We start from the raw sequence: 25,971 nt of genomic DNA on the forward strand, positions 1-25,971 counted from the left end.
CCCCCGGGCCGGAGACCACGAGTCTCCGGCCCGGACCTCTTGCGGCGCAGGTCAATCGATGAGGATGGCCTGCAGCGGGCAGGCGCGGGCGGCCTGCTCGACCTCGTCGGCCAGCGCGTCGTCGGGGTCGGCGTCGTAGACGAGGTCCCCGTCGTCGTCGATGCCGAAGACTTCGGGCGCAGTGAAGACGCATTGGGCCAGGACCTGGCAGCGGGATCGGTCGACGCGGACCTTCATGGGGTCTCCTTCCGAGGGTTGAACTTCGAGTAGCCGCCGAACGCCCACCGCAGCGGCAGGGCGCCGTCGATCTGGACGGCGCGGTCGAGCGTGAACCGGACGAGCCGCTGCGCGCCGGGGACCGCCGCGGCGCGGCCCGGGTCCCAGTCGACGCGGGCGGTCCCGGTCAGGTGCAGGGCCCGGCCCCGCTCCCAGTCCGGGAAGAGCAGGCCGCAGCGCGGGTCGAGTTCGAGGTTGCCGAGGGTCATGTACATCGAGTTGCCGAGGTAGTCGGGCCAGACCAGGCCGCGGTCGCCGGTGAGGGCGACGAAGCCGGGGTTCCCGCCCCGGTGGGAGGCGTCCGCGCCGAGACCGCCGGCGCGCGTGGCGACGAAGAACGTGTCCGACGCGGCGATCCAGTCCTGCTGCTCGGGCGTGAGTCGTGCCGAAGTGCGCGCCGTCGCCGTCCCCGGTGGAGCGTCGGCGGCCTCGGGGGTGCGGGCCTGGATGTACTTGGGGCAGTTGGCGTAGACCTGCTCGGTGCGGATCTCGAGCCGGTCGCCGACGCGCCGGGCGCCGCCGTTGACGCGCATCCGGCGGCGGGTGGCCGGTTCGATCGCGAGCATGCCCAGGTCCCGTTCGGTGTCGAACAGTCCGGCGAGCGGATCAGGGCCGACCGGTGCGCGGTCGACGGTGATCGTCCGTTCGCCAATGGCCTCCACGAAGCCTTCGGGGCCGGCGAGGGCGCTGGCCCAGACCGCGCCGTCGTCGTCGGCGGCGCCGATCACGACCATGCGCTGGCGGGCGAGGAACTCGGCGGCGATCGCCGGGATCGCCGCGTCCACTCCGGCCGAACCCCAGGCGGGGAGGTCGAGGCCGACCCGGCGCTGGACGGCGCGTTCTCCCTTGTGGATCATCGTGCTCCTTTCGGGGCGTGGGGGGGGCCCCCGGCCCCCCCCCCCCGCGGGGGGGGGGGGGGGGGGGCACCCCCCCCCGGGGGGGGCCCCGGTCCCCCGCGGGCCGCCGGCCCGCGAACGCCGTCGTGCCTCGGGTGTCTAGAAGAAGCCGCAGGTGGGCGCGCCCTTGACCGGCGCGGGGGCGGTGTCGGCACCGGTGGGGGCGTAGATCTCGAGGCGGGTGCCGTCGGGGTCGGTGAAGAACACGCCGCCGGAGGCGGCGCCTTCGCCGTGGGGGACGACGCCGTCGTAGAACAGCTCGACGCCGGCGTCCTTGAGCGCGGCCTCGGCCCGGCGCACGGCCGCGATGTCGGGCGCCTCGAACGAGAGGTGGTGCAGCCCGGGGCGGCGCGTGTCGAAGGTCCCCTCGCTCTGCTCCCACAGCGCCAGGACGATGTCGTCCTCGCCGAGGAAGGCGAACCGGTCCTCGCCGTCGGTCTTCTCGCCGATGAGGCCGAGGCCGAAGATCTCGCGGTAGAAGGCGACCGAGCGGGGGAGGTCGGTGACGTTGATGCCGACGTGGCCGGTCTTGAGGGTCGTTGCGGTCATGGGTGCTCCACGGGTGAGAAGGACTGTCGCGAAGGGACTGCACGGGGTCAGACGCACTTCGATTGCCTAACGGTTAATCCGTTAGAAGAAAGCTTCCCATGCGTCCCTAATGATTGCAACGCGTACAACCATTAGAAATTTGTGACGGTCGTCGCTGTCCGCCGTGATCCGTTGGCGGGCATGACGAAACGCCGCACGACCAGCGGTCGTGCGGCGTTGGGCCCGGAAGTGTCAGCCCTCGGCGGCGGTGCGGTGCCTGGCGTAGTGCCGGGCCGCGCGGGCGCGGTTGCCGCACCCGGCCGAGCACCACTCGCGGCGCGGGTGGTCCTTGGCGAAGTAGAGCACGCAGCCGGGCCCGTAGCAGGCGCGCAGGTCCTCCCGGCCCGGGCCGGTAAGCAGCTCGATGCCCTGCACGGCAAGGGAGGCAAGGCATTGCGACACCGGGTCCCCCTCGCTGCCGAAGCGGCGGGCGAGCGCGTCCCCGTCCAGTTCGAGCACCGGCCAGCCCGGCGCCAGCGCCGCCGCCCGGTTGACCTCGGCCACGGCCTCGGTGAGATCCCGCAGCGGCGAGGCGGCGGCGGGCCGGGTGTCCTCGGTGGCGAACGCGGCAAGGCGGCGCAGCGCGTCCCGCAAAGAACGGAAGCGGGCCAGGTCGCCGTCGCCGACCTCGGCGGCGGCGGGGCCGACCGCGTCGATCCAGGTGCGGAGGTCGGCGGCGGTCTCGAGGTCGTCGTGGAGGCCGGAGCGGTCGGCCCAGACCGTGTTCATCAACCGGACCGGCGTCGGCTCGCCGGGAAGGAGCAGCGCAGGCATGTTCTAACGGTAACAGGACCCTCCAAGCATTGCGTGCGGCGCGGCGCGGGCGGGCGGAGCCCGTGTCGCCCCGATGCCGCCTTCCCGATGAGTTTCGGCCCGTAGCGTCGTCGGTATACCTGAGGACCAGCGAGCAGAGGAGCAGCAGATGGGCAAGCTCATCGTCACCGAGTTCATGTCGATCGACGGCGTGGCCCAGGCGCCCGGCGCGCCGGAGGAGGACCCCGAGGGCGGTTTCGCATACGGCGGCTGGCAGGCGCCGCTCATCGACCGCGACGAGGAGCACTTCATCTTCGAGCAGGCCAAGGGCATGGACGCGCTCCTCCTCGGCCGCCGCACGTACGACATCTTCGCGGGTTACTGGCCCACCGCCCCCGCGGAGTTCGACTTCACCGCGCTCATCAACCGCGTCCCCAAGTTCGTCGCCTCGCGCACGCTCCAACCGCCGCTGGGCTGGGACGCCGCGAGCCTGCTGCAGGGCGACCTGGCCGAGGCCGTGGGGGAGCTCAAGGACCGCTTCGGGCACGTCCACGTCATCGGCAGCCTCGACCTGGTGCAGTCGCTCCTGCGGCTCGGCCTCGTCGACCGCCTCAACCTGTGGGTCTACCCGGTCGTCCTCGCCCAGGGCAAGCGCGTCTTCGCCGACGGCGCGGTGCCCACCGCGCTGCGCCTGACCGAGTCGCGGGTGTTCGCGAACGGCACTGTCAAGCTCGAGTACGAGACGGCGGGCGAGCCCGCGGTGGGCGACATCGACGCGGACGTCGACCGCCTGACCTAGTCGGCGGCCGGGCGCTCCTTCGGCCGCTGCGGGCCGCGATGACGCTGTTGCGGCACTGGGAGACCCGTTCGTTCGGATCGAAAGCGGCGAGCCGTGCCGCGCTCGCTCCTCGGTCGAGTCCGAGGCTGTCGCGGACGGTCGTTCTCGTCGTCCTGTTGTAATGTGAGTCACGTGTCGGAGCCATTGGGAGCGCGCGGTCGCGGCTCACCCGCAAGCGCAGGCGGTGCCGAGTCGCGGTTCGGTGCGCTCCTCAAGGCGCATCGTGAACGCCTCGGCCTGACCCAACGGGACCTCGCCGGGAGCTCCAGCCTCAGCTTGGCCGCCATCCGCGACCTGGAGCAGGGACGCAGCCGCCAGCCGCGGCGGGATTCGGTGCACCGCCTCGCCGATGCCCTGCAGCTGTCGAATCAGGACCGTGCTCGATTCGTCGCGTCCGCTCTCGGTGGCGACGTGTACACCGCCCCGACCCCGATCGCACCCGAGGACGCCGATCGCACCGAGTGCGAAGCCGGGACGACGCTGAGCATCTTGGGCCCGGTCGCTCTGTGGCACAACGGGATGCCGGTGCCGCTGACCTCACCCAAGCTGCAGTGCCTCCTGTTGCGGCTCGCGCTGAGCGCCGGCGACGTCGTGGGACGCGAAGCCCTGATGGAGCTGCTCTGGGGTGAGCGACGCCCGGCCTCGGCCGCGAATCTCCTGCATGCCCATATCGGCAGGCTCCGGCGACTGCTCCAGCCGGATTCGGGACTGGTGCTCCAGACCGCCCCGGGCGGGTACCGCCTCGAAGTGGACCCGGGCCGGCTGGACCTGGCACGGTTCCGGGAACTGGCCTCCCTGGGCACCGCGGAGCCCGACCCGGAACGGGCCCTGGACCACCTCACCGAGGCGGTTCGACTGTGGCGGGGAGAGACCGATGTGGACGCACTTCGGAACGGACCGCTCATGGCGGCCGTGACCGAGGAGTACGTCACCGTCCTGTGCGCCTATGCCTCGGCCGCAAGAAGCCTGGGCGAATCCGACCAGGCGCTGCCGCGCCTGCGCGAACTGGCCGACCGGTTCGAACTGCACGAACCGCTGCACACGGAACTCGTCACGAGTCTGTCGGCGAGCGGTCGGCAGGCCGAGGCGCTCGCCGCCTTCGACCGAGTGCGCACCGCACTCGCCGACCAGCTCGGCGTCGACCCGGGGGAGCGGCTCCGCGACGCCCACCAGGGGGCGCTCCGGCAGCGCTGGAGCGCGGAGGCGCACGAGTCGCGGCGGCGGGCCGCGATTCGGCAGGTACCGGCACCACCCCCGGACTTCGTAGGGCGCACCGCGGAATTGGACCGAATCGTCGCGACGCTCGGCGGCCACCGGTCGGGAGTCGGGGCGCGAATCATCGCCGTGAACGGTCCTGCGGGGATCGGCAAGACCGCGCTGGCGCTGGAAGCATCTGGGCGTCTGCGGGAGGCGTTTCCGGACGGACAGCTGTACGCCGACCTCCGCGGCGCCTCCGGCACCCCGCTGTCCCCTTTGGAGGCGATGGGACGATTCCTGCGGGCGCTGGGCGTCTCCGGTGAGCGGATCGGCGCCGACGAGGCCGAAGCCGCCGCGCTGCTGCGCAGCGAACTCGCCGAACGCCGGATGCTGCTGGTCCTGGACAACGCGAAGGACGGACGGCAGGTGTCGCCGCTGTTGCCCGGCACCGGCGGGTGCGGCGTGCTGGTGACCAGCCGCAGGCGACTCACCGATCTGGTGGGCGCCACGGTCGTCGACCTGCCCGCCCTTCCTGTGGCCGACGCCCTCGCCCTGCTGGCCGCCACCGCAGGTGCGCAGCGGATCGCCGCCGATCCGCAGTCGGCCCGGCAACTGAGCGCCGCCTGCGGGCAGCTGCCGCTGGCGCTGCGCATCGCGGGAGCGCGGTTGGCGAGCCGCTCCGCGTGGTCCGCCGCCGACCTGGCGAAGCGCCTGCTCGACGAGAGCCGGCGGCTGGCCGAGCTGAGCACCGGCGAGCTCAGTGTGCTGGTCAGCTTCCAGCTCAGCTATCAGGATCTCAGCGAGGCCGCGCGGCGCGCGTTCCGGTTGTGCGCGCTGCACCCCGGTGACGACTTCACTCTGGACGCCACCGCGGTCCTGCTCGATGCGGATGCGCCTGAGACGGACCGGATCCTCGGCGAGCTGCTCGACGCCAACATGCTCCTGCAGTACTCACCGGACCGGTTCCGCTGCCACGATCTGCTCGGCCTGTACGCGGCCAGGCTGCTCGCCGAGCGCGACCCCGCGGAGTACGCCGCGGACCGCGACCGGTACTACGCCTGGCACCTGCGAGTCGCGACGGCGGCGATGGAGTGGGTGTACCCGCAGCTCGTCAGATGGTCCACATGCGACGACCGAGAGGCTGTGCTCGCGACGCACGAAGCCGCTTCGGCATGGCTCGACACTGAGGCACCGGCGCTGGTCGCGCTCATCGAGCGCATCGCGGACACCGAGGAGCACCGCCACCTCGCCTGGCAGATCGCCGATCAGCTCCGCGGCTACTTCCTCATCAACCGGCAGGCCGACCGATGGCTGCGGTCCGCCGAGGCGGGCCTGCGCGCCGCGCACGATGATCCTTCCGCCCAAGCGGCGATGCACATGACTCGCGGACAAGCGATGTGGGCGCTCGGGCGCCACGAAGCGGCGATCGCCGTCTACACCGAGGGCGCGCGATCCGCCGACACCGGCGGGTGGCGACAGGCCGCTGCCTACCTGCGGCACAACATCGGCTGGGTACTGGCCGAGCAGGGCCGACTGGCCGAGGCGGAGCGGTCCTTCCACCGAGCGGTCGAACTCAGCGACGACGAACTGGGGCATGTTCGCGCGGTGACGCTCAACGGCTTGGGCTACGTCTGCTTCGATCAGGGCCGACTCACGGAGGCGGCGGAGTACTTCGGCGCCGCCCTCCGCATCAACCAGAAGACGGGGCGCGAGAAATCCCTCCTGGCCAACCGCTCGAACCTCGGTATGGTGCTCCGCCGACTCGGGCACGAGTCGGCGGCCGAGGAGCACCTGCGCGCCGCGTTGGACGGGCACCGTCGCACCGCCAATCTGAACGGTGAACTGGCCGCGCTGGAGGAATTGAGCCTGCTGCATACGCAACGCGGCCGCAGTGCGGCAGCGGTGAGCGCCGCGGAGCAGGGGTACGACCTCGCGGTGATCGCCCGGGACCGGCGCGCGCAGGCGGCCCTGCTGATCGCACTCGGCGAAGCGCATTTGGGCGCCGATGCCGGTGCGGCTGCTCATGAATCGTTCGGGCGGGCGCTCGAGATAGCGGGCGAATACCCGTTCCTCGAAACACGCGCGACCATAGGCACCGCCAATGTGCTGCTGGCCCGGGGTGACGTCGCCGCCGCGCGCAGGCATGCGGAGCGCGCCCTCGAGGCCGCGCGCGGGCGCGGATACGGCGTCCTGGAGGCCGACGCGCTGACGGCGCAGGCCCAGTGCCTCGCAAGCGAAGACCGGGCGGCGGCCGCACGGCTCGCGGCCGCGGCCGTCACGTTGTACCGGGCTGCAGGTGCGGCACCCATGGCCGCCAGGGTCGAGGCGGAGTATGCGCGACCAGGAAGTGTGTGAGCGATGGGGATACCGCCGCGCCCGCGGCGCGTGGCCGGCGGCGGAGCCGGAGCCCCGCCGCCGGTGACCGGTCAGTTGTCGCGGATGTTCCGGTACCGCCGCGGGATGTAGTTCTGGTCCCGCAGGTCGTCGGTGAACACCTTGATGTGCCGCATGTCGCTTGCGGGCGACGCCAGATCGTAGATCCAGATCCACCCGGGGGACTCCCACATGTGGTACAGCATGCAGTGGTTGTCGTAGGAGTTGAGCACGTCGCCGGGCTTGAGCTGGTCCCACTGGATCCGTTCCGCGATCTCGGGGATGTGCCTTGTGCTGTGGCCCGGAGTGGAGGTGTGCCAGGCCATCGAGACGAAGCCCGAGCAGTCCGTCCGGTATCTGTGGGTGCCCTCGATGTCGGGGTACGTGCTGCCCTGGTCGTACTGGACGCCCTCAGTGAACCAGTTGCGGGCCCGTGTCATCACTTCGTCGCGGGCGATGGTGCCTTGGTACGCCGCGTTCGCCGGACTGGCGACGGCGAGCGTGGGGATCGCCACCGCGGGGACGATGGCAGCCGCCTGCAGCAGGCGGCGTCGGGAGAGGTTCGGTGTTTCGGATCGAGAGGCCATGGGGTTCTCCACTTCTCAGGTCTGGTTCGGGAGGTGCGGCCGGTCGTCTCAGGGGAGGTGTCCCGACCTGCAGATGACATTAGGACCGGCCGGTTGCATGAGACTTGCACCGAAACCCGTACCCGGCCCGTACCCCGATCCCATCGGTTTCGGACCGCGCCCCTTGCGTCACTCCGCGGCCTGGCCTAAGCTCGTCACGTCCCATTCATCGATATGAATTCCCAATGAATGGGACTGTCCCTCACCGGAAAGCGAGCCGACATGTCCAGTGAAGCCACCTTCATCGAGCAGACCAGCGCCACCGAGACCAGCGCCGTCAACGAACGCCATTTCAGCGCCCTCCAGCGGGGCGAGGCGAGCGTCGACCGCATCGCCTCCGTGCGGATCTCGCACGCGATCCTCCCGCTCACGACCGCCATCAGCGACGCGAAGGTCCTGACCGGCCGCCAGAAGCCGATGACCGAGATCGCGTTCCTGTTCGCGGAGATCCGCACCGAGTCCGGCCTCGAAGGCGTCGGCTACGGCTACTCCAAGCGCGCCGGCGGCAAGGGCCAGTACGCGCACGCCCGGGAGATCGCCCCCGACCTCATCGGCGAGGACCCCAACGACATCCAGCGCATCTGGACCAAGCTCGTGTGGTCGGGCGCCTCGGTCGGCCGCAGCGGACTGTCCACTCAGGCCATCGCCGCGTTCGACATCGCCCTGTGGGACCTCAAGGCCAAGCGCGCCGGCCTGCCCCTGGCGAAACTCCTCGGCGCCCATCGCGACTCCGTGGCCTGCTACAACACCTCAGGCGGCTTCCTCTCCTCGTCCATCGAGGAGATCATCGACAACGCCGACGAGGCCATCGCGAACGGCATCGGCGGCATCAAGATCAAGGTCGGCCAGCCCGACACCCGCATCGACCTGCGCCGCGTCGCCGCCGTCCGCGAGCACCTCGGCGAGGACTTCCCGCTCATGGTCGACGCCAACCAGCAGTGGAACCGCAGCACCGCGATCCGCATGGGCCGAGGGCTCGAAGCGTTCGATCTCACCTGGATCGAAGAGCCGCTGGACGCCTACGACGCCGAAGGCCACGCCGACCTCGCCCGCGAACTCGCCACCCCCATCGCCACCGGCGAGATGCTCACCAGCGCCGCCGAGCACGCCGAACTCATCCGGCACCGCAGCGTCGACTTCATCCAGCCCGACGCGCCCCGCGTCGGCGGCATCACCCCGTTCCTCAAGATCATGGCCCTCGGCGAGCAGGCCCGTGTCCGCATGGCCCCGCACTTCGCCATGGAGATCCACCTCCACCTCGCCGCCGCCTACGAGCACGACCCGTGGGTCGAGCACTTCGAGTGGCTCGAGCCGCTGTTCAACGAGCGCCTCGAGACCGTCGACGGCCGCATGATCGTCCCCGCCCGGCCCGGCCTCGGCTTCAGCCTCAGCGAGCAGGCCCGCGCCTGGACCGAGGCCACCGAACGGTTCGGCTCTGCACAGTTCGAGGGCGCCGCGTGACACCCCGCGCCGAGGGGCCGAAGGGCGCGCTCGACCGGGCCCTGGAGATCCTCGAGGTCCTCACCATGCGCGGCAAGGCGACCACCACCGAACTCGTCGAAGCCGTCGGCGTCAGCCGCAGCGCCGTCTACCGCCTCGTCGAACGCCTCGAAGCCGCCGAGTACCTCCAGCTCGTCGACGGCCAGTGGCGACTCGGCCCGGCCGCCGCCCGGATGGCGATGGCCGCCGTGCACAACATGGACGTCCACGCCATCGCCCCGCCGATCCTGCGCGACCTCGCGCACCGCACCGGCGAGACCGTCAGCCTCGGCGTGCACAGCGGCGACGAGATCGTGTTCGTCTTCCGCGAGATCGGCCACCAGGCCGTGCACGTCCGCTCCGAACTCGGCGCGCGCCGGCCCCTCCACGCCACCTCCGTCGGCAAGGCCTACCTCGCCGGCCTCGCACCCGAGCACTGCGAGCAGACCATCGCGCGCCTCCCCATGCAGGCCTTCACCGACGCCACCGTCCGCGACCGCGACCGCCTCCGCGAGGCCGTCGCCGAAGCGCGCACGCGCGGCTGGGCCGAGGAGCACGGCGAGTTCGACGCCGGCAGCACCTGCTTCGGCGCACCCGTATTCGACCAGAGCGGCGCGGTCACCGCCGCCATCAGCATTGCCGGGCCGACCGACCGCATGGACGCCGCCCGCGACCCCTTCGGCCCCCTCGTCGCCGAGACCGCCGCCGCCCTCTCCCGCCGACTCGGCTACAGCGACCGGACGCAACCGCAAGCGGCCCAAGAACAACAAGGAGCCTGACATGACCGACCGCATCCACAGCACCGACCCGCGCACCGGCGCCCACGTCGCCGAAGCCGCACCCACCTCCGTCGACGAGGTCCGCCGCATCGCCGCCGCCGCAGCGGCCGCCGCCCCCGAACTCGACCGCCGCGGCCGCGCCTTCCGCGCCCGCCTCCTCCGTGCCGCCGCGGCCCGCCTCGAAGAGCGCCGCGACGCCATCGTCGCCCTGGGGCAGCAGGAGACCGGGCTCCCCGAAGCCCGCCTCAACGGCGAACTCACCCGCACCGCCTACCAGGCCGAGTTCTTCGCGAGCGTCATCGAAGACGGCGGCTACCTCGAAGCCACGATCGACCACGCCGCCGACACCCCGATGGGCCCCGGCCCCGACCTGCGCCGCCTCCTCATCCCGCTCGGCCCGGTCGCCGTCTTCGGCGCCTCCAACTTCCCGCTCGCGTTCTCCGTCCCCGGCGGCGACACCGTCTCGGCGCTGGCCGCCGGGAACCCGGTGATCGTGAAGGCGCACGACTCGCACCTCGGGCTCTCGCAACTGTCCTATGAGGCGCTGGTGCAGGCCTGCGCCGACGTGGACGCGCCGGAGGGCACCGTGGGCATCGTCTTCGGCACCGAGGCCGGCGCGGCCCTCGTCGCCGATCCCGCGGTGAAGGCGGTCGGCTTCACCGGCTCGCTCACCGGCGGCAAGGCCCTGCTGGACATCATCAACAAGCGCCCCGAGCCGATCCCGTTCTACGGCGAGCTCGCGAGCGTCAACCCGCTCGTGGTCTCCGCCGCCGCGGCGGCCGAGCGGCCCGAGGCCATTGCGAGCGGCCTCGTCGCCTCCGTCACGGGTTCGGGCGGGCAGCTCTGCACCAAGCCCGGCATCGTGTTCGTGCCCAAGGGGACCGAGGGCGACACGCTTCTCGGCGCCGCCGCGGCCCTCGTCGCCGAGACCGCGGCGCATCCGCTGCTGAACGCCCGCATCGCCGAGTCCTACCGTGCGATCGCCGCCTCCTACTCCGCCGCACCGGGCGTGAAGGAGCTCGCGGTCGGCACCGCCGCGCCGCAGGAGGGCTCCTTCGGCAGCCCGCGGCTGATCGAAGTGGACGCCGCGGACTTCACGCCCGCCGTGGCCGAGGAGTGCTTCGGCCCGAGCGCGATCGCGGTCCGCTACGGCGACGCCGCGGAGCTCGGCCGCGCCTTCGCCGCGCTTCCCGCCTCGCTCACGGCGACCCTTCACACCGCCGAGGCGGACCCGGACCTCGAAGCGCTCGTCGCGCTCGTCACGCCGCTGGCCGGGCGGCTCGTCTTCGACCAGTTCCCCACGGGTGTCCTCGTCTCCTGGGCGCAGCACCACGGCGGCCCGTGGCCTTCGACGAACACGCTCCACACCTCGGTGGGCGCGACCGCGATCCGCCGCTTCCTGCGCCCGATGACCTGGCAGAACGCGCCGGAGTCGGTGCTGCCGCCGGAGCTTCGCGACGACGCGGCCGTCCCGCAGCGCGTGGACGGCCGGCTCCGGCCGTGACCGCACTCCCGGAAGGCGCCGCCGCCTGGGCCATGCTGGCCCTCGCGGCGGTGCTCGTCGGCATCGCCAAGACCGGCTTCAGCGGCATGGGGTCGCTGCCGATCCTGCTGTTCGCCACGGTCCTCCCCGCCAAGGAGTCCACGGGCGCGCTGCTGCCGGTGCTGATCCTCGCGGACCTCTTCGCGATCCGCTTCTACTCGCGGCACGTGGAGTGGCGGGTGCTCGCCCGCCTGGCCCCGTGGGTGGTGGTCGGCACCGTGGTCGGCGCCGTCGTGCTGTGGTTCGTGGACGACACGCTGATGCGGCTGCTCATCGGCGCGATCCTGCTGGTGATGCTCGCGATCCAGGTGTGGAACCGGGTGCGGCCCAAGGCGGTGGACCCGGAGCCGCCGAGCGGCCTCGCCCGCCGCAGCGCTGCCGCGGGCGCGGGGGTCGCGGCGGGGGCGACCACGATGATGGCGAACGCGGCGGGCCCGGTCATGGTCCTGTACCTGATGCTCTCGGGCTTCCCGAAGCTGCGGTTCCTGGGGACGATGGCGTGGTTCTTCTTCGCGGTCAACCTGTTCAAGGTCCCGTTCAGCGTCGGCCTCGGCCTCATCTCCTGGCACACGCTCCTCATGGCCGCGCTGCTCATCCCGGCCGTCGCGGTCGGCGCGCTCCTGGGCCGCGCGGTGGTCGACCGTGTGAACCAGCGGCAGTTCGAGATCGCGACCCTCGTGCTCTCTGGTGTGGGCGCGGGCCTGCTCGTGCTCTCGGCCCTCTAGCGGCGGTGCGGGCCGGGGAACCGGCCCGCACCCGCGTGCGCCGAGGCGGCCTCCGGCACGGCCCCGACCGACTCGCCCTCGCCGAGGACCGTGAACCGGCCCGTCCTGCCCGCGTCCTCGTGCGAACACACCGATTTCGAAGGCGGCGTTTACATATGGGACAACTGGGAATGCAATACGCAATCGTGGAGGTCCGATATGGCTGACGAGGTACTTGGAGTCGTAGGCGCGGGGATCGTCGGTCTGGCGGTCGCGCGCGAACTGGCGCGGCGCCGCCCCGGGGCGCAGGTGGTGGTCTTCGAGAAGGAGGACCGCGTCGCGGCCCACCAGACGAGCCACAACTCCGGCGTCGTCCACGCCGGGATCTATTACACCCCGGGCAGTCTCAAGGCGCGGTTGTGCACCCGCGGCGTCGCCCTCCTCAAGGAGTACTGCGCCGAGCATCAACTGCCCTATGTGGAATGCGGGAAGCTTGTGGTCGCCGTGCGCGAGGAGGAGGTGCCGCGCATGGACGCCCTGTTCGGCCGCGCCGTCGCCAACGGCGTCCTGGGCCTGCGCCGGGTCGGCCCCGAGGAGCTCCGCGAGATCGAGCCGCACGCGACCGGCCTCGGCGCGATCCACTCCCCGGGGAGCGCCGTCACGGACTACGCCGCCGTAGCGCGCGCGTTCGCCGCCGAAGTGACCGCCGCCGGAGGCGAAGTGCGCCTGGGCTACCCCGTCACCGGGATCGAGCCGGCCGGCTCGCGCGTGCGCGTCGCGTCCGGCGAGGAGCGGGTCACCGTGGACCACCTGGTCCTGTGCGCCGGCCTCCAGGCCGACCGCGTCGCGGCGCTCGCCGGCGACGAGCCCGGCCCCCGCATCGTGCCCTTCCGCGGGGAGTACCTGCGCGTCACGAACGCGAAAGCCGATCTCCTGCGAGGGCTCGTCTACCCGATCCCCGTGCCCGGCTACCCGTTCCTCGGCGTCCACTTCACCCGCCGCGTCGACACCGGCGCCGTCGAGATCGGGCCGAACGCCGTCCTCGCCCTCGCCGCCGAGGGCTACCGCTGGCGCGACCTCAGCCCCGCGCACCTCGCCCGGCTCGCGGCCTGGCCCGGAGCCTGGCGGATGGCCGCCCGGCACTGGCGCATGGGCGTCCTCGAGGTCCACGGGTCGGTCTCCAAGCGCGCCTACATGGAAGCCGCGCAGCAGTACTTCCCGGACATCGGCCTCGCGGACGTCGAACGCGACGGCGCCGGGGTCCGGGCCCAGGCCCTCGACCGGGACGGCGGCCTGGTCGACGACTTCCGCATCCACCACCTCGGACCCGTCACCGCCGTCCGCAACGCGCCCTCGCCCGCGGCCACCTCGTCGATGGCGATCGCCGAGCACGTGGTCGAACAGCTCCTGGAGCAGCTCGTCGACTAGGGCGTGTCCTGTGAATCAGGGCGGCGGTATCCGAGTCCATCGCCCGCTGCATACCGGTGTCGCGTCCAGCCGCCCGACAACGCAGCGAGCGGGGGAACGGGCCGGTCTGATTCGCAGGACAGGCCCTAACCCGGCGTCGACCCGGACCACGAGCTTGCCGAAGGTGTGCCGCCGCGCGAAGTCCGCGACCGCCTGCGGCCCTTGGTCGAGCGAGTACCGCCGACCGATCGTCGCGGCCAGCTCACCGCGCGCGGCCGCCTCGCCGACCTCGGCCATCCCGCCGAGCCGCCCGTCCATGTCGAGCACGAACCGGAGGTCGACGTCGTCGCGCCCGAGCCATTCCGGCTGCGTGACGGGAAAGGTGATGGTCACCAGCCGACCGCCCGGCCGCAGCGCCGCGGCCACCTCGGTGAGCCGGTCGCCGGGCAGCGCCAGGTTGAACGCCACATCCACATCAGACGGATACTCGGCCGCGCCGTACCCGATCACCGCCGCCGCCCCGAGGCCGCGCACCAGGTCCGCGTCCTCCGGCTTCGCGGTCGCGGTCACCGTCGCGAGGGCCGCCAGCGCGGGCAGCAGCGCGGTGCCCACGCCGCCGGTGGCCCCGACGACGAGCGCCGACGAACCGGGTGCGATGCCGACGCTCGCGAGCATGGCGCGGACCGTGAGGCCCACGGTAGGGAGCGCCGCGGCGTCCTCGACGCTGATGCCTTGCGGCCGTGGGGCGATGAACGGGGTGTCCGCTTCGAAGACCGCGTATTCGGCGAGCGTCCCGGTGGTGAGCGAGGGCCGTTCGGTGCCGGCTATGGTCCGCAGGGCCCGCGGCACGGCCTGGCCGAAGACCTCGTCGCCCACCTCGAATCCGGCGACTCCCGGCCCGACTTCGCTGACGGTGCCGGCGAAGTCGTTGCCGGGGACGTGCGGGAACTCGAGCGGGAACTGCTCGCGGAACTCGCCGCTGGGCACCTGCACGTCGGCGGGGTTGACGGAGGCGGCGGCGATGCGGACCTGGATCTGGCCCGGGCCGGGCCGGGGCGTCGGGATGTCGGCGACGGTGTAGTCCTCGGGCGGGCCGTAGTCGTTGGCGACGACTGCCTTCATATGCGCTCCTTGGGATGCAATAAACGGACCGTGCGGTCAGCTTGGAGTCGGAACGCTAGCACTAACCGGACCGCGCGGTCAACTTGATAGGGTGGGGTCATGCCCGACACCCGCCCGCTTCGCGCCGACGCCGCCCGCAACCGCGGGCTCCTGCTGGCCGCCGCCGCCGACGAGTTCGCCGAGCGCGGCCTCGACGCCTCGGTCGCGGACATCGCCCGCCGGGCCGGGGTCGGCAAGGGCACGGTGTTCCGGCATTTCGCGACCAAGGACGACCTGATCGCCGCGATCCTCATCGACCGCATGGAGGCGCTGAGCGACCTGGGCGAGCGCCTGCACGAGGCCGACGATGCGGGGGAGGCCCTGCGCGAGTTCCTGACCGCCGCGGCGATGCAGCGGCAGGAGCGCGACCTGTCCTTCCTGGCCGAGGCGAGCGCATCGATGGCCGAGGTCGCCCGCGCTCGCGACCGGATGCTCGAAGCAGTGGATCGACTGGTCGACCGCGCCCGCGAGCACGGCTCGGTACGCGGCGACGTCACGGGAACCGATGTGTTCCTGCTGATGTGCGCCCCGAACTACGTCGCCGGCTACGTGCCGGACGCGTCCCCCGGCCTGTGGCGCCGCTACCTGCAGCTCATCCTCGACGGCCTGCGCCCCGAAGGCGCGCGCCCGCTTCCCGAGGCGGCTCCGGAACTCAGCTGACCGCGAGTCGGTCCAGTTCCTCGCCGATCGCTGCGCGCAGGTCCCCGTGCTGCGGGCCGAGCGCGTACCGCTCGTCGCTCCAGTGCTCCCGCGGGTAGAGCCACACCGGTCGGCCCACGAGATCGTCCGGCTCCCAGTCGAACCGGGGCCAGACGTGCGCATGGAGATAGGGATCGGTGTTCCCCAGGATCTCCAGGTTGACCCGGCGGAAGGCCGGGTCGAGTCTCCTGCAGGCGCGTTCGACCGCCTCGCCCAGTCTGTCCATATCGGAGAGGAACGCGATCCGCCTGGCCCGGGGGAGTTCCGAGAGTCGCTGGACCGCAGGGTCGTCCACGAGCAGTACCGAGTAGCCCGGCAGGAACTGGACGTCCCCGATCACCGCGAACCCCGCCTCCAGCCGCCGGAGCACCATGGGGTTCTCGCCTCGAAGGGCGCTGCCGATCCGGTCCCGCCGCCAGTCCTCGCTCATGTTCTGAGACTTTACGCATCAGGGACCAGGCAGGGAAGCGCGGTCGCCGCCCGCGGGGGACCGGAGGCGCGGCGGCGGTCAGTCGCGCAGGAGCGGCAGGAGCTGATCCCCTTGGCGCTTGATCTCCTGCAGGTACGGCGTGTCGGAGAGGACGAAGTGGCTGATGCCCAGCGCCTCGTACTTGCGCAGCGACTCGGCCACGTCCTCGGCCGACCCGACCAGCCACGTGGTGCCAGCGCCGCCGCCGCCCACCTTGCCAGGGGCGGTGTAGAGGTTGTCGTCGAGCACATCGCCGCGCGCGGCCAGGTCGAGGAGGCGGCGCTGGCCGGTGGCCTGGCGCCAGTCGTGGTCGGGGGCGGCCTTGGCGGCGTCGGCCATCTGCCGCACGCGCGCTTCGGCGTCGGCCCAGGCCTCTTCGGCGGTGTCGCGGACGAGGGTGGTGACGCGCAGGCCGAACTCGAGCGGCGCGTGCTCGCGGCCGAGCGAGGCGCTGAGCTGCTTGAGCCGGTCGATGCGTTCGGCGACGCCGTCGAGCGGCTCGCCCCAGAACAGCTGCACGTCGGCCTCGGCGGCCGCGACCTGTTCGGCCGCTTCGGAGGCGCCGCCGAAATAGAGCGTCGGGTGGCGGCGCGCGCCGTCGGCGACCGGCTTCAGTTCGAGGCTGGAGTCGGTGACGCTGAAGTACTCGCCTTTGTAGGTGACGCGCTCCTCGGTCCACAGTCGGCGGGCGATCTGGATGAACTCCTTGGTGCGGGCGTAGCGGTCCGCCTGCGCGCCTTCGGTGTCGCCGTAGGCTTCGACGCCGTCCTTGCCGGAGACGATGTTGACGAGGACCCGGCCCCCGGTGAGGTGGTCGAGGGTGGCGGCTGCCGAGGCGAAGTTGGCGGGGCGCCAGTAGCCGGGGCGGATCGCGATGAGGGGTTTGAAACCGGTGGTCCGCGCGGCGAGCGCGGCGGCGACGGTGAAGGTGTCCGGCCGTCCCCAGCTGGTGCCCAGGAGCGCGCCGCCCCAGCCGTGCGCTTCGAGCGCTTCGGCGTGGGCGGTGAGGTGGTCGAGGCTGTTGTGGCCTTCGACGACGTCGTCGCCGCGGTGCCCGGGGTGGGCCTGATTGGGGATGTACCAGAGGTATCGGCTGCTCATGAGCGGGTCTCCAAGTCGGGGGCGGCAGTTCTTCGAGTTATCCTATCGATGTAGTATAGATTGCGTGAGGGCGGTGCCGCCGCCCCAGGCGCGGCCCACCCTCCGCCGTAGCCGCGCGAACCACACCTGAAAGGCTTCCCCCATGGCACACGGAGCTTTCGAGACGACCTACGCCGCCGCCGGGGACCGGTACGAGCGGCTGCCCTACCGGCGGGCCGGGCACTCCGGCCTCGACCTCCCCGCGCTCTCCCTCGGCCTGTGGCAGCGGTTCGGCACCGACCACCCCTACGAGACGCAGCGCGCGATCATCTTGCGCGCCTTCGACCTCGGCATCGCCCACTTCGACAACGCCGACCGGTACGGGCCGCCCCACCGCGCCGCCCAGCAGGTCTTCGGGGAGGTCCTCGCCAAGGACCTCGCCCCGTACCGCGACGAGCTCGTCCTCACCACCAAGGCCGGCAACCCGATCGGCCCGAGCCCTTACCTCAAGGGCGGCTCCCGCAAGGCGCTCCTCGCCTCGCTCGACCACAGTCTGCGCGACCTCCGCACCGACTACGTGGACGTCTTCTACCACCACCGCCAGGACCCGACCACGCCTCTGGAGGAGACCGTCGGCGCCCTCGCCGACGCCGTGCGGCAGGGCAAGGCGCTGTACGTGGGCCTCTCCAACTACGACCCCGAGCGGGCGCACAAGGCCGCCGTACTGCTGCGGCAGGCCGGCGTGCCGCTCCTGGTCCACCAGCCGCGCTACTCGATCTTCGACCGCAGCCCCGAACGGAACGGCCTGCTCGACCTCGCCGCCGCGGACGGCTTCGGCCTGGTCGTCTACTCGCCGCTCGCGCAGGGCCTGCTCACCGACAAGTACCTCCACGGCATTCCGGCCGACGCCCGCGCCGCGAACAGCGCGTTCCTCTCTCCCGACGTCATCGACGACACCTACCGTAAGCGCGCCGCCGCGCTCGACGACCTTGCCCGCACGCGCGGCCAGTCGCTCGCGCAGCTCGCCCTCCAATGGGTGCTGCGCCGCCCCGAGGTCACCTCGGCGCTCATCGGCGCCAGCTCGGTCGCGCAACTGGAGCAGAACGCCGAGGCGCTGGACGCCGCGCCGCTGACCGAGGAGGAACTGGCGCTGATCGACGAGCACGGCGTGCACGGCACCGGGCTGCGCTGATGACCGGCGCCCATGGTCGAGGCGGCGCTCCGGCACCGTCCACCTCGGACCCGATCGACGGGAGGACCGGCGATGACCGCTACCCGCGTTGACGACTTCACGCGCGGCTGGACCGCATGGCGCCGCCTCCGGGAGGCCGAGCTGACCGAGCCGCACGGGTGGCTCAGCCTGACCGCGTTCCATTGGCTGCGTGAGACCCCCGCGCAGCTGCCCGGTCTGCCCGGGCTCTGGAGCGGCGGCGACGAGGCCCGGCTGACCGCGATCGCCGCGGACGGGCTGCGCTTCGAGGGCCGCGCGGTCGACGGCGTGCTCACCTTCGACCTGGAGAAGGCCGGCGCTCCGGCCTGGGTCGAGCGGGGCCGCCGCCGGATCGAGGTGGCCCTGCGCGGCGGGCGCTTCGCCGCGCGGGTGCGCGATCCCGGGGCCCCACCAGGACCGGGTTCAACGGCGTCCCGTGCTACCGGCCCGATCCCGACTGGATGGTGCCGGGCCGGTACCTCGCCTTCGACGAACCGCTCGACGCCGTGGTCGGATCGGCCCGCGGCGACCTCGCCCACGCGCTCCGCCTCACCGGCGAGATCGACTTCACCGTGGCCGGGCGGCGCCAGTCGCTGCTGGCCTCCGCCGCCGAGGACGGCCGCCTGAGCGTGCTCTTCTCCGACCGGACCAACGGGGACACGACCGCGGCCTGGCGGTCCCTGTCCGTCGCGCCGCCGTCCGGGGACGGTGCGGTCGTCCTCGATTTCAACCGCGCCCAGAACCTGCCCTGCGCCTTCACCGAGTTCGGGACCTGCCCGAAGCCGGTGGACGCGAACGCCTTGAGCGTCGCGGTGACGGCGGGGGAGCAGCGGCCGCAACGGCCGCACTGACGCCCCGGGCCGGGAACTCGCAGCCCCGGCCCGGGGTCCCACCATCCCCCGGGGCGGCCTGCTCGCCACATCTGTGAGCGCTAACGGAATTTCTGCAATGCATCCGCTACCGAGCCTCCTCACGAATTGCGGTCGTGAACTCGTGGTCCAGCAAGCGATGCGTGCCTGCGGGAACGCTTCCATGACATCGATACTTGGAAATATGGAACATCGACCTTGACGTGTCGCGACCGTGAGCGCTAACATTTCCTCGCATCCCGACCCCTACGTCCCGAGCCAGGTGTTATGCAGACCCTTCTCGACACCGAGCCGCGCTCCGAGCCCGCGAGCGCGCCCCGAAAGACCCGGAGGTCACGCGCGGCCTTCGAGGCCTACGCGATGCTCGCGCCGAGCATCCTCGGCTTCGCCGTGTTCCTCATCGCGCCGATCGTGGTCGTCGTCGTCCTGAGCTTCTTCGAGTGGAACCTCCTGTCCGACCCCGAGTTCATCGGCCTCGAGAACTACCGCGAGCTGGCGGGGGACGAGCGGGCGCTCAAGTCGATCGGCAACACCTTCTACTACGTGCTCCTCAACATCCCCGCCCAGACCGTGCTGGCCCTGCTCCTCGCGCTGGCGCTCAACGCGAAGATCAAGGCCCGCAACACCTTCCGCGTGCTCTACGTGCTGCCGTGGATGGCGATGCCGGTGGCGCTCGGCGTGATCTGGCGGTGGGTCTTCGACCCGCAGTACGGGGCCCTGAACCGCTTCCTCGGCCTGTTCGGCGTCGACGGCGCGGCCTGGCTCACCGACTCCACCTGGGCCATGCCCGTCATCGCATCGGTGAACGTCTGGCAGTTCACCGGCTACACGATGCTGTTCTTCCTGGCAGGGCTGCAGGCGATCCCCGCGCAGCTCTACGAAGCGGCCGATGTGGACGGCGCCTCGCCGCTGTACCGGTTCTTCAAGATCACGCTGCCGCTGCTGCGCCCGGCGATGCTGTTCGTGCTCATCACCAGCGTGATCGGCTCGTTCCAGGTCTTCGACACCATCCACGTGATGACCGCCGGCGGCCCGGCCGGGTCCACCGCGACGCTGAACTACCAGATCTACCTGGAGTCGTTCACCCAGCGCAACGCCGGGTACGCGTCCATGCTCGCGGTGGTCCTGTTCGCGATCATCGCCCTCATCACCCTCGCGCAGGCCGCGCTCTTCCGCAAGCGCACCACCTACGACTTCAGTTAGGGGCCCACCGATGAAGAAGCTCCCGCTCTACCTGGTGCTCATCGCCGGCGCGCTGGTCTCGGTCGGCCCGTACCTGCTGACGCTGAACGCCGCGTTCAAGTCCAAACAGGAGATCCTCACCTCCGAGCCGTGGGCCCTTCCGGCCGACCCGATCCTCTCCAACTTCGGAGAGGTCTGGAGCCGGTACGACTTCGCGACGTTCGTCGTCAACTCCGTGATCGTGGCCGTGGCGGTCACCGTCGGCCAGCTCGTGTTCTCCACCCTCGCCGCGTACGCCTTCGCCCGGCTCGACTTCCCCGGCCGCGACCAGCTGTTCTGGGCCTACATCGCGACCCTGATGGTGCCCCAGATCGTGACCCTGGTGCCCACCTTCATCATCGTGCGCGAGCTCGGCCTGGTCGACACCCACGTGGGCCTGATCCTCCCGTTCGTGTTCGGGTTCCTCATGCCCTACGGGGTGTTCCTGGTGCGCCAGTACTTCAAGACCATCCCCGCCTCCATCGAGGACGCGGCCCGCATCGACGGGGCCGGGACCTTCACGATCCTGTGGCGCGTCATGGTCCCCATGGCCAAGCCCATCCTCGGCACGCTCGCGATCATCAGCTTCGTCAACACCTGGAACAACCTGCTGTGGCCGCTCATCATCACGCACTCGGAGTCCACCAGGGTCATCACGCGCGGCATCGCGCAGATGCAGTCCCAGTTCAACCAGGAGTACCACCTCATCCTGGCCGCCTCCACCATGGCGCTCCTCCCGCTGGTCGCCGTCTTCCTGGTCTTCCAGCGCCACATCGTCCGCTCCATCGCCCTCAGCGGCATGAAGTGAAGTGACGCCTCCACCTCTCAACCACATGAAAGGCAAACGGCATGAACAAGACGCGCACGGCGGCCCTCGCCGCCCTCGCGCTCGCCCTCCCCGCCGCACTCGCCGCCTGCAGCGGCGACGACGACGGACCGGTGACGCTGCGATACGCCTTCTGGGACGACAACCAGCGGCCCGCGCTCGAAGCGATGATCAAGGCCTTCAACGAGGACCACCCCGAGATCGAAGTCGAACTCGAGCAGAACCCCTGGGAGGACTACTGGGCCGGGCTCGACAGCCGGTTCGCGGCCGAAGAGGCCCCGGACGTGTTCTGGAACCACGTCTCCCGCTTCCCCACTTACGCCGCCAACGGCGTCCTCCTGCCCATCACCGACGACATCGAAGACGACGGCGTCGACCCCTCGATCTACCCCGAGGACCTCTACGACTCCTGGCAGTACGAAGGCGACCAGTACGGCCTCCCGAAGGACTGGGACTCCATCGCCCTCGTCTACCGGCTCGACGCCCTCGAAGCCGCCGGCATCGACCCCGCCACCGTGAACGACCTCGAATGGAACCCCGTCGACGGCGGCACCTACGTCGAGTTCCTGCAGAAGCTCACCGTCGACGCCGACGGCAACAACGCGCTGAGCCCCGACTTCGACCCCGAGAACGTCGTCCAGTACGGCACCGCGATGTCCTCCAACACCGGCCAGACCGACTGGTGGAACTACGCGGTCCAGAACGGCTGCTCCCTCCAGACCGAGCCCTGGGGCGCGTACGCCATCGACGCCCCCGAATGCGTCGAGGCCATCCAGTTCACCGCCGACCTCTACAACAAGTGGCACGTCGCCGTGCCCGCCGAATCCACCAACCAGCCCAACGGCGGCGTCCCCGGCGACTACGTCGTCCCCGGCCAGGCCGCCACCACCCTCGACGGCTCCTGGATGCTCAGCTTCTACCGCGACGGCCTCGAGCCCGGCTCATGGGCCGTCGCCGACAACCCGTCCGGCCCCGTCGGCTCCGGCACCGTCATCAACGGCCTCTCCAACGCCATCTACGCCGGCACCGACCACCCCGACGAGGCCTGGGAACTCGTCAAGTTCCTCGGCTCCGAAGAGGCCCAGTCCATCGCCACCGGCATGGGCTCGGTCTGGCCGGGCGTCAGCTCCCTCAACCAGGGCTTCGCCGACTACTGGGCCGGCGAGGGCATCGACGTCACCGGCTTCCAGACCGCCGCCGAAGGCACCACCACCGGCTACCCCCTCTCCATGAACGACGCCGCCTTCGGCACCGCCGCGATGGACGAGTTCAATCAGGTCTGGCTGGGGCAGAAAGACGCCCAGGAAGCGGCCGAGGCGGTCGTCGCGATCGCCAACGCCGAGTAGCCGCACCCGAGCAGAGAGGCCACCGACAGCATGAGCGCCGCCGGACCCAGACCCGCGAGCATCTTCGACGTCGCGAAGCGGGCGGGGGTGTCGCACCAGACCGTCTCGCGCGTCATCAACGACGCCCCGATGGTCGCCGACACCACCAGGGCCAGGGTCAAAGCCGCGATCGCCGACCTGGGCTACCGGCCCAACCGGTCGGCCCGCACCCTCGCCGGCGGCGCCGTGCGGTCGGTCACCGTCCTCACCACCGACACCTCCCTGTACGGCACCGCCGAGACCCTCCGCGGCATCGAGGACGCCGCCCGGGACGCCGGCTTCTCCGTGCTCATCTCCGTCATGGACCCCGACCGGGCCTACAGCGAGGCGGACGTCCTCGAACGCCTCCCGCACGACGGCGCACCCGCCATCGTCATCGCCCACGACGAGGTCACCGCCGGCGCCATGCAGGCACTCCGCGAACGCCAGCCGGGCGCGCTCGTCGCCACCGGCGGCGAGCACCTCGTCGCCGAGCACGACTCGGCCGACTGGCGCGTGTTCCTCGACGACCGCACCGTCGCCGCGCGCGCCACTCGCTACCTCCTCTCCATGGGCCACAAGCAGGTCCACTACCTCGCGATCCCATCGAAGGCCAGCCGCCAGACCGGCTGGTCCGACGCGCTGGCCGACGCCGGGATCACCCCGCCCGAGGTCGTGCACTCGGGCTGGTCCGTCGGGGCCGCCGCCGAAGCCGCGGCCGCCCTCGTCGCCGACCCGTCCGTGACCGCGATCCTCTGCGGCAACGACGACCTCGCCTTCGGGGTCCTCCACGCCGCGCACCGCGCGGGCCGCAGCGTCCCCGGCGACCTCAGCGTCATCGGCTTCGACGACTCGCCGCTCGCCGCCTACCACGTCCCTCCTCTAACCACAGTGGACCTCGACTTCCGCGGCGTCGGCCGCGGCGCCTTCGAACTCCTGCGACACAAGCTCGAAGGCGGCTCCGATCCCCGACCCTCCTGGCGGTCCCCGGAACTCGTAGTGCGAGAGACCTCGGGCCCACCGCGTCAATGACGACAACTGAAAGGGCAGCAATGCACCCACTCCTGCGCAGAGGCCTCGCGGCCACCGCCGTGACCGGCCTCCTCACCGGCCTCGCGGCCGTGCCCGCCCAGGGCCAGGACGCCCCCCTCCTCGCCGTCGACTTCGGGCAGCTCGACGGCGCGCCCACGTACGGCGCCATCGGCTCCCTCTACGGCATCTCCGAGGACGGCGTCCCCGGCGACAACCTCCTCGACCCCCTCCGCATGTCCTCCATGGCCCCCAAGCCGACCGGCGGCACCCAGCACCCCAACGGCGACGCCAACGACGTGCTCGCCGTCCTCGCCGAGCACGACGGCGGCGACGCCTTCGTGAACCTCCAGGACTGGTATCCCGACTGGCCCTACAAGAACCCCGGCATCGACGCCTACCTCGACGAACTGGAGGCGGAGGTCGTACCGCTCATGGAGGCCTCCGAGCACGCCGACCGGCTCGTCTACGTGCCGTTCAACGAGCCCAACTGGATCTGGTACGGCCGCGGCGGCGACTACGACGGCGCCCTCGCCCGCTACCTCCACGACTGGGACCTCGCCTACGAGCGCCTCCGCGAGATCGCCCCCGACACCCCCATCGCCGGGCCCAACGAGTCCCACTACGACGCCCGCTTCATGCGCGACTTCATGGAGCACGTCGTCGAGGCCGGCACCGTCCCCGACGTCGTCACCTGGCACGAGCTCTCCCCGGACTCCCTGCGCTACTACGCGAACAACGAGGCGGACTACCGCGCGCTCGAAGCCGAACTGGGCGTCGAACCGCGCCAGATCAACATCAACGAGTACGGCAACAACCGCGACTTCGGCATGCCCGGCCAGATGGTGCAGTGGGCCGCGATGTTCGAGGACACCGACGCGCTCGCCGACATGGCCTACTGGACCGCCGCGGGCGGCCTCTCCGGCAACGCCCCGCAGACCAACGTCCCCAACGGCGGCTGGTGGTTCCTCAAGACCTACTCGCAGATGACCGGCCAGACCGCGCTCGTCACCCCGCCGCAGGACAACGCCATCGACACCCTCCAAGGCATCGCCACCTACGACGAGGCCAAGAACCAGGCGCAGCTCCTCCTCGGCGGCGGCGCCGGCGACACCACCGTCGACCTCCGCAACCTCGACCTCGGCAAGAAGGTCACCGCCCGCGTCCACGAGATCGCCTGGACCGGCAACGAGGGCTCCTCGCCCGCCCCGCAGGCCGTCGACCAGATCGCCCTGCGCCCCGACCGCAACGGCGACGCGAGCATCGAACTCCAGGACCTCGACCCCATGTCCGCCTACTGGATCACCCTCACCCCGGGCACCGGCAGGGCCGACACCGTCGACGTTCCCTGGAGCGGCACCTGGGAAGCCGAGAACGCCGCCGTCACCGCAGGCACCGTCTACAACGAGGGCAGCGCCGCCAACCCGTTCGGCTTCCCCGCCTCCGGCGGCAAGAGCGTCGGCTCCCTCAACCGCGCCGACAGCCGCATCGACTTCACCGTGGACGTCCCCGAGGCCGGCACCTACGACCTCACCGTCACCTACGGCAACACCTACGGACGCGACCTCGCCGCCGGCGCCTCGCCGACCGAGCAGTTCCTCACCGTCAACGGCGGCGATCCCGCCACCGTCACCTACCCCTCCACGATGCAGTGGGGCTCCCGCGGCCAGGTCACCGTCCAAGTCGAACTCGAAGCGGGCGCCAACACGCTCGCACTCGCCAAGAGCCACACCGAGGCCGGCACCGCCTACGGCGAAGCCGGCATCGACAAGATCGACCTCACCCCCTCCGTAGTGGACACCCACACGTACCCCGCCGTCCTCGCCCGCACCGAAGGCGACGCCGAGTACCGGTACGGCCACCACGAAGGCGTCAAGGTCAACGGCGACGAGCAGGTCGTCTTCGACGTCTACGCCCCCGCCGACGGCTACTACGACATCGCCGCCGACGCCGACGGCAAGGGCGAACTCACCGTCCTCGGCCCGCACGGCGAAGCCGCCGCGTTCAAGCTCGAAGACGAGCAGACCCTGGCCCTCCACGAAGGCGTCAACCGCATCGCCCTGAGCGCCCGGCGAGGCACCCTCCACGTCCACGACCTCACCGTCACCGGCGACGGCGGCGACGAGGGCTTCACCCGCATCGCGGCCGCCGACGCCGAACTCGAAGGCACCGCCGAACTCACCGAGAACACCTGGGCCAGCGACGAAGCGGCCATCACCGGCGTGGGCGGCGGCGAAGGCAACACCGCCACCCTCACCGTAGAAGCCGACGAGGCCGGACCGCACCTGCTCCTCGTCCACTACGCCAACGACGAGCGCACCGGCGGCCACGCCTACAACACCAACATCATCTCCCGCTACGCCCAGTTCACCGTGAACGGCGAAGCCGCCGCCACGGTGCCCATGCGCGGCACCTGGAGCTGGAACGACTTCTGGTCCTACCCGCTCATCGTCGACCTCGAAGCCGGCACCAACACCATCGAGATCGGCAACCCCGGCCTGCGCACCGACATCGGCGACCGCGAAGGCCGCACCGCCGACTTCGACCACTTCGAGCTCGCGCCGCTCCTGAACTAGACCCGGAC

General features: G+C 71.4%; 23 protein-coding genes. 15 read left to right on the plus strand and 8 right to left on the minus strand.

Annotation, left to right across the window (positions count from 1 at the left end; translation table 11 throughout):
* Positions 1-51 precede the first annotated feature (51 nt).
* The 4 genes from QWI33_RS17885 to QWI33_RS17900 all read right to left on the minus strand — a co-directional run bounded on the left by QWI33_RS17885 (position 52) and on the right by QWI33_RS17900 (position 2,534).
* A complete protein-coding gene (locus QWI33_RS17885) occupies positions 52-237 on the minus strand; it encodes a ferredoxin (protein ID WP_289958506.1) in 186 nt (61 codons plus the stop codon).
* Positions 234-1,133, minus strand: coding sequence for a pyridoxamine 5'-phosphate oxidase family protein (locus tag QWI33_RS17890; protein ID WP_289958507.1), 900 nt, complete (start codon positions 1,131-1,133; stop codon positions 234-236). The genes QWI33_RS17885 and QWI33_RS17890 overlap by 4 nt, the downstream gene beginning before the upstream one ends.
* A gap of 138 nt (positions 1,134-1,271) precedes the next feature.
* A complete protein-coding gene (locus QWI33_RS17895; protein WP_289958508.1) occupies positions 1,272-1,721 on the minus strand; it encodes a VOC family protein in 450 nt (149 codons plus the stop codon).
* A 231-nt stretch (positions 1,722-1,952) separates the two neighbouring features.
* Positions 1,953-2,534 carry a CGNR zinc finger domain-containing protein gene (locus QWI33_RS17900; RefSeq protein ID WP_289958509.1) on the minus strand — a complete coding sequence of 194 codons (582 nt, stop codon included), beginning with the start codon at positions 2,532-2,534 and terminating at the stop codon, positions 1,953-1,955.
* 148 nt (positions 2,535-2,682) lie between these two features.
* On the opposite strand from QWI33_RS17900, the gene QWI33_RS17905 reads away from it, so the two are divergent.
* Together QWI33_RS17905 and QWI33_RS17910 are read left to right on the plus strand one after the other, a co-directional pair.
* The gene (locus QWI33_RS17905) at positions 2,683-3,312 is read left to right on the plus strand and encodes a dihydrofolate reductase family protein (RefSeq protein ID WP_289958510.1); all 630 of its coding nucleotides are present in this window, start codon (positions 2,683-2,685) and stop codon (positions 3,310-3,312) included.
* A 93-nt stretch (positions 3,313-3,405) separates the two neighbouring features.
* Complete coding sequence (locus QWI33_RS17910; protein ID WP_289958511.1) at positions 3,406-6,903, plus strand: BTAD domain-containing putative transcriptional regulator; 3,498 nt, start codon at positions 3,406-3,408, stop codon at positions 6,901-6,903.
* Between the two features lie 71 nt (positions 6,904-6,974).
* On the opposite strand, the gene QWI33_RS17915 is transcribed toward QWI33_RS17910, so the two are convergent.
* Positions 6,975-7,508, minus strand: coding sequence for a twin-arginine translocation signal domain-containing protein (locus QWI33_RS17915; RefSeq protein ID WP_289958512.1), 534 nt, complete (start codon positions 7,506-7,508; stop codon positions 6,975-6,977).
* Between the two features lie 261 nt (positions 7,509-7,769).
* Here QWI33_RS17915 and QWI33_RS17920 point away from each other — a divergent pair, with 261 nt between their 5' ends.
* The 5 genes from QWI33_RS17920 (at position 7,770) to lhgO (ending at position 13,480) form a co-directional block, all read left to right on the plus strand.
* Positions 7,770-9,008 carry an L-talarate/galactarate dehydratase gene (locus QWI33_RS17920; RefSeq protein WP_289958513.1) on the plus strand — a complete coding sequence of 413 codons (1,239 nt, stop codon included), beginning with the start codon at positions 7,770-7,772 and terminating at the stop codon, positions 9,006-9,008.
* Positions 9,005-9,805 carry an IclR family transcriptional regulator gene (locus QWI33_RS17925; protein ID WP_289958514.1) on the plus strand — a complete coding sequence of 267 codons (801 nt, stop codon included), beginning with the start codon at positions 9,005-9,007 and terminating at the stop codon, positions 9,803-9,805. Before QWI33_RS17920 ends, QWI33_RS17925 begins: the two co-directional genes overlap by 4 nt.
* Position 9,806: 1 nt before the next feature.
* The gene (locus tag QWI33_RS17930; RefSeq protein ID WP_289958515.1) at positions 9,807-11,309 is read left to right on the plus strand and encodes an aldehyde dehydrogenase family protein; all 1,503 of its coding nucleotides are present in this window, start codon (positions 9,807-9,809) and stop codon (positions 11,307-11,309) included.
* A complete protein-coding gene (locus QWI33_RS17935; RefSeq protein ID WP_289958516.1) occupies positions 11,306-12,073 on the plus strand; it encodes a sulfite exporter TauE/SafE family protein in 768 nt (255 codons plus the stop codon). Before QWI33_RS17930 ends, QWI33_RS17935 begins: the two co-directional genes overlap by 4 nt.
* A gap of 198 nt (positions 12,074-12,271) precedes the next feature.
* On the plus strand, positions 12,272-13,480 hold the full coding sequence (lhgO, locus tag QWI33_RS17940; RefSeq protein WP_289958517.1) for an L-2-hydroxyglutarate oxidase: 1,209 nt from the start codon (positions 12,272-12,274) through the stop codon (positions 13,478-13,480).
* A gap of 15 nt (positions 13,481-13,495) precedes the next feature.
* Here the strand turns inward: lhgO and QWI33_RS17945 are convergent, their stop codons facing one another.
* On the minus strand, positions 13,496-14,581 hold the full coding sequence (locus QWI33_RS17945) for an NADP-dependent oxidoreductase (protein WP_289958518.1): 1,086 nt from the start codon (positions 14,579-14,581) through the stop codon (positions 13,496-13,498).
* Between the two features lie 99 nt (positions 14,582-14,680).
* Here QWI33_RS17945 and QWI33_RS17950 point away from each other — a divergent pair, with 99 nt between their 5' ends.
* Positions 14,681-15,280, plus strand: a complete 600-nt coding sequence (locus tag QWI33_RS17950) for a TetR/AcrR family transcriptional regulator (RefSeq protein ID WP_289958519.1) — start codon at positions 14,681-14,683, stop codon at positions 15,278-15,280.
* Here QWI33_RS17950 and QWI33_RS17955 read toward each other — a convergent pair.
* Both QWI33_RS17955 and QWI33_RS17960 read right to left on the minus strand, forming a co-directional pair.
* Entirely contained in the window at positions 15,273-15,749 is a 477-nt protein-coding gene (locus tag QWI33_RS17955) for an HIT family protein (protein WP_289958520.1), read from the minus strand. The genes QWI33_RS17950 and QWI33_RS17955 overlap by 8 nt on opposite strands.
* 78 nt (positions 15,750-15,827) lie before the next feature.
* Positions 15,828-16,889, minus strand: coding sequence for an LLM class flavin-dependent oxidoreductase (locus QWI33_RS17960; protein WP_289958521.1), 1,062 nt, complete (start codon positions 16,887-16,889; stop codon positions 15,828-15,830).
* Positions 16,890-17,031: 142 nt separating this feature from the next.
* Between QWI33_RS17960 and QWI33_RS17965 the strand changes: the two genes are divergently transcribed.
* The 7 genes from QWI33_RS17965 to QWI33_RS17995 all read left to right on the plus strand — a co-directional run bounded on the left by QWI33_RS17965 (position 17,032) and on the right by QWI33_RS17995 (position 25,963).
* Positions 17,032-18,060: an aldo/keto reductase gene (locus QWI33_RS17965; RefSeq protein ID WP_289958522.1), complete on the plus strand. Its 1,029-nt coding sequence runs from the start codon at positions 17,032-17,034 to the stop codon at positions 18,058-18,060.
* Positions 18,061-18,404: 344 nt separating this feature from the next.
* Positions 18,405-18,929, plus strand: a complete 525-nt coding sequence (locus QWI33_RS17970; RefSeq protein ID WP_289958709.1) for a DUF1684 domain-containing protein — start codon at positions 18,405-18,407, stop codon at positions 18,927-18,929.
* 285 nt (positions 18,930-19,214) lie between these two features.
* Complete coding sequence (locus tag QWI33_RS17975) at positions 19,215-20,150, plus strand: carbohydrate ABC transporter permease (protein WP_289958523.1); 936 nt, start codon at positions 19,215-19,217, stop codon at positions 20,148-20,150.
* A 10-nt stretch (positions 20,151-20,160) separates the two neighbouring features.
* Positions 20,161-20,976, plus strand: a complete 816-nt coding sequence (locus QWI33_RS17980) for a carbohydrate ABC transporter permease (RefSeq protein ID WP_289958524.1) — start codon at positions 20,161-20,163, stop codon at positions 20,974-20,976.
* A gap of 41 nt (positions 20,977-21,017) precedes the next feature.
* Positions 21,018-22,340, plus strand: a complete 1,323-nt coding sequence (locus QWI33_RS17985) for an ABC transporter substrate-binding protein (RefSeq protein WP_289958525.1) — start codon at positions 21,018-21,020, stop codon at positions 22,338-22,340.
* A gap of 30 nt (positions 22,341-22,370) precedes the next feature.
* A complete protein-coding gene (locus QWI33_RS17990; protein ID WP_289958526.1) occupies positions 22,371-23,390 on the plus strand; it encodes a LacI family DNA-binding transcriptional regulator in 1,020 nt (339 codons plus the stop codon).
* Between the two features lie 20 nt (positions 23,391-23,410).
* A complete protein-coding gene (locus QWI33_RS17995) occupies positions 23,411-25,963 on the plus strand; it encodes a CBM35 domain-containing protein (protein WP_289958527.1) in 2,553 nt (850 codons plus the stop codon).
* Positions 25,964-25,971: the final 8 nt, after the last annotated feature.

Source organism: Glycomyces tritici (assembly GCF_030403505.1).

Bases quoted from the DNA above. Each gene is read 5' to 3' on its own strand.
- QWI33_RS17905 (WP_289958510.1), top strand. From the start codon at position 2,683: ATGGGCAAGCTCATCGTCACCGAGTTCATGTCGATCGACGGCGTGGCC.
- QWI33_RS17950 (WP_289958519.1), top strand. From the start codon at position 14,681: ATGCCCGACACCCGCCCGCTTCGCGCCGACGCCGCCCGCAACCGCGGG.
- QWI33_RS17980 (WP_289958524.1), top strand. From the start codon at position 20,161: ATGAAGAAGCTCCCGCTCTACCTGGTGCTCATCGCCGGCGCGCTGGTC.
- QWI33_RS17995 (WP_289958527.1), top strand. From the start codon at position 23,411: ATGCACCCACTCCTGCGCAGAGGCCTCGCGGCCACCGCCGTGACCGGC.
- QWI33_RS17885 (WP_289958506.1), bottom strand. From the start codon at position 237: ATGAAGGTCCGCGTCGACCGATCCCGCTGCCAGGTCCTGGCCCAATGC.
- QWI33_RS17990 (WP_289958526.1), top strand. From the start codon at position 22,371: ATGAGCGCCGCCGGACCCAGACCCGCGAGCATCTTCGACGTCGCGAAG.
- QWI33_RS17930 (WP_289958515.1), top strand. From the start codon at position 9,807: ATGACCGACCGCATCCACAGCACCGACCCGCGCACCGGCGCCCACGTC.
- QWI33_RS17890 (WP_289958507.1), bottom strand. From the start codon at position 1,133: ATGATCCACAAGGGAGAACGCGCCGTCCAGCGCCGGGTCGGCCTCGAC.
- QWI33_RS17955 (WP_289958520.1), bottom strand. From the start codon at position 15,749: ATGAGCGAGGACTGGCGGCGGGACCGGATCGGCAGCGCCCTTCGAGGC.
- QWI33_RS17900 (WP_289958509.1), bottom strand. From the start codon at position 2,534: ATGCCTGCGCTGCTCCTTCCCGGCGAGCCGACGCCGGTCCGGTTGATG.
- QWI33_RS17945 (WP_289958518.1), bottom strand. From the start codon at position 14,581: ATGAAGGCAGTCGTCGCCAACGACTACGGCCCGCCCGAGGACTACACC.
- QWI33_RS17985 (WP_289958525.1), top strand. From the start codon at position 21,018: ATGAACAAGACGCGCACGGCGGCCCTCGCCGCCCTCGCGCTCGCCCTC.
- lhgO (WP_289958517.1), top strand. From the start codon at position 12,272: ATGGCTGACGAGGTACTTGGAGTCGTAGGCGCGGGGATCGTCGGTCTG.
- QWI33_RS17920 (WP_289958513.1), top strand. From the start codon at position 7,770: ATGTCCAGTGAAGCCACCTTCATCGAGCAGACCAGCGCCACCGAGACC.
- QWI33_RS17975 (WP_289958523.1), top strand. From the start codon at position 19,215: ATGCAGACCCTTCTCGACACCGAGCCGCGCTCCGAGCCCGCGAGCGCG.
- QWI33_RS17895 (WP_289958508.1), bottom strand. From the start codon at position 1,721: ATGACCGCAACGACCCTCAAGACCGGCCACGTCGGCATCAACGTCACC.
- QWI33_RS17915 (WP_289958512.1), bottom strand. From the start codon at position 7,508: ATGGCCTCTCGATCCGAAACACCGAACCTCTCCCGACGCCGCCTGCTG.
- QWI33_RS17965 (WP_289958522.1), top strand. From the start codon at position 17,032: ATGGCACACGGAGCTTTCGAGACGACCTACGCCGCCGCCGGGGACCGG.
- QWI33_RS17960 (WP_289958521.1), bottom strand. From the start codon at position 16,889: ATGAGCAGCCGATACCTCTGGTACATCCCCAATCAGGCCCACCCCGGG.